Annotated in this window: 5 protein-coding genes; all 5 read left to right on the top strand. The window is 56.1% G+C overall.

Annotation, left to right across the window (positions count from 1 at the left end):
- The 5 genes from RQ738_RS13570 to cas2e are packed head-to-tail and all read left to right on the top strand — an operon-like array spanning position 1 to position 1,966.
- Positions 1-99 (top strand): type I-E CRISPR-associated protein Cas6/Cse3/CasE, encoded by a 99-nt coding sequence (locus tag RQ738_RS13570; RefSeq protein ID WP_314165851.1) that lies wholly within the window; start codon positions 1-3, stop codon positions 97-99.
- Between the two features lie 23 nt (positions 100-122).
- Positions 123-398: a DUF433 domain-containing protein gene (locus tag RQ738_RS13565; protein ID WP_314165850.1), complete on the top strand. Its 276-nt coding sequence runs from the start codon at positions 123-125 to the stop codon at positions 396-398.
- Positions 395-766 (top strand): DUF5615 family PIN-like protein, encoded by a 372-nt coding sequence (locus tag RQ738_RS13560; protein WP_314165849.1) that lies wholly within the window; start codon positions 395-397, stop codon positions 764-766. The genes RQ738_RS13565 and RQ738_RS13560 overlap by 4 nt, the downstream gene beginning before the upstream one ends.
- Positions 767-774: 8 nt before the next feature.
- Complete coding sequence (gene cas1e / locus RQ738_RS13555) at positions 775-1,686, top strand: type I-E CRISPR-associated endonuclease Cas1e (RefSeq protein WP_409929557.1); 912 nt, start codon at positions 775-777, stop codon at positions 1,684-1,686.
- Positions 1,667-1,966 (top strand): type I-E CRISPR-associated endoribonuclease Cas2e, encoded by a 300-nt coding sequence (cas2e, locus tag RQ738_RS13550; protein ID WP_314165847.1) that lies wholly within the window; start codon positions 1,667-1,669, stop codon positions 1,964-1,966. The genes cas1e and cas2e overlap by 20 nt, the downstream gene beginning before the upstream one ends.
- Positions 1,967-2,076 lie beyond the last annotated feature (110 nt).

The raw sequence follows: 2,076 nt of genomic DNA, 5'->3' as shown, positions 1-2,076 counted from the left end.
GTGGTAACGGATGTGACGCGCTTCACTCGTTTACTCATGGAAGGCACTGGCCCCGCCAAAGCCTTCGGCTGCGGCCTTCTGCTCGTCCGGCGGGCTTGAATTCCATGCCATAAGGGTTGAATATGAATCGTTATACAATCTCTGAAGAGGCCATTCGTATGGACTGGCGAGATCGCATCATCAGTGATCCGGAAATCCTGCTGGGCAAGCCTGTCGTCAAGGGTACGCGCATTTCCGTCGAGCTAATTCTTGGGTGGCTGGCCAATGACTGGACATTCGATACCATCATCGAGGCGTATCCGCACATCACGCGCGAAGACATTCTGGCCGCGTTGGCCTTCGCAGCGGAAATGTTGCACGATGAACAGTACATTGCCAAATACAAAGCCTCCGCGTGAATCCACCCCTGCTCGTCAACGAGAATTTCCCGTTCCCTGCTGTGCGGAAATTGCGCGAGCAGGGTGTAGATGTGCTTGCCGTTTGTGAGATCATGCCGGGCGCGTCCGACGAGGCCATTCTGAGGAAGGCCTGCGATACCGGACGCTGGCTCGTCACTTTCGACCGCGATTACGGAGAGCTGGTGTATTCCAGGCGTTGCCCGGCGCCTCCCGCGATCCTATACCTGCGACAAGAACCTTACCCTCCAGATAAACCCGCCGATTGGGTCCTTGCATTGCTGGATGATCCTGCGCATGCGGTCGGTCAACTGGTTGTCATCGGCGAACGTACGGTCAGGCGACGCCCGTTGCCAGGCGATTCAGGATGAGCACACCTCTGCTCCCTCCTCTCAAGCCAATCCTCATCAAAGAACGGCTTTCCGTCCTGTTTATCGAGAAGGGGCAACTGGACGTGCTCGACGGCGCCTTCGTGGTGGTCGACAAGACCGGCGTGCGCACACATATACCTATCGGTGGCGTGGCGTGCCTCATGTTGGAACCTGGCACGCGTGTTTCACATGCCGCCGCGGCACTGGCAGCACGCGCGGGCACTCTACTCGTTTGGGTCGGGGAAGCGGGCGTTAGACTTTATTCTTCAGGCCAGCCCGGTGGTGCACGTGCTGACCGATTGTTGTATCAGGCACAGCTTGCACTCGACCCGAGCCTGCGACTGAAGGTCGTCCGCAAGATGTACGCTGTCCGCTTCGGAGAAGAACCACCTGCACGCAGGAGCGTCGAACAACTGCGGGGTATCGAAGGTGCCCGTGTTCGTGAGACATACAAGCGCCTGGCAGCAAAGTACCGTGTAAACTGGAAAGCTCGCAACTATGACACCTCGGACTGGAATAAAGGTGACCTACCCAACCGCTGCCTTTCGTCCGCGACCGCCTGTCTTTATGGCGTGACCGAAGCGGCTGTCCTAGCAGCCGGATATGCTCCTGCCGTGGGATTTATCCACACGGGGAAACCACTGTCGTTCATTTACGATATTGCAGACATTTATAAATTCGAGACCGTGGTGCCTGTTGCCTTCGGTGTTGCGGCCAAACAACCTCATAATCCCGAACAAGCTGTGCGCCTGGGATGCCGCGACATTTTCCGCAAAACTCGGCTTCTGGAGCGAATCATCCCGGACATCGAGACCATCCTCGCAGCAGGAGAAGTAAAACCACCCACACCGCCAGAGGATTCACAGCCTCCCGCCATACCCAATCCGGAGAGCCTTGGCGATGCTGGTCATCGTACTTGAAAATGCGCCACCACGCTTGCGCGGGCGCCTGGCTATTTGGCTACTGGAGATCCGCGCGGGTGTTTACGTGGGCGATTACTCCACGAAGGTGCGCGAGCATATTTGGGGGCAGGTCGAGAAGGGCATCGAGGATGGTAACGCAGTGATGGCCTGGAAAACCAACAACGAAGCCGGCTTCGATTTTGTGACATTGGGTGCCAACCGCCGCATCCCTCTAGAACTCGATGGAGCTAAGCTCGTTTCTTTTCTCCCCGTTGCAGGAACCGGGGAAGTTCTTTAACAATACGGAATTATAAGGCCTGTTCTTTTCGACCGATTTAATCGGTAGAATTGAGAGAGTCTTTTTTTCTATTTCTTTTCAAAGAAATAGAGGAAGTGTGTTCCCCGCGC

Source organism: Sulfuriflexus sp. (assembly GCF_032250955.1).
In the GTDB taxonomy this organism is placed as follows: domain Bacteria; phylum Pseudomonadota; class Gammaproteobacteria; order AKS1; family AKS1; genus Sulfuriflexus.
This window is presented reverse-complemented; position numbering and strand designations above follow the sequence as displayed.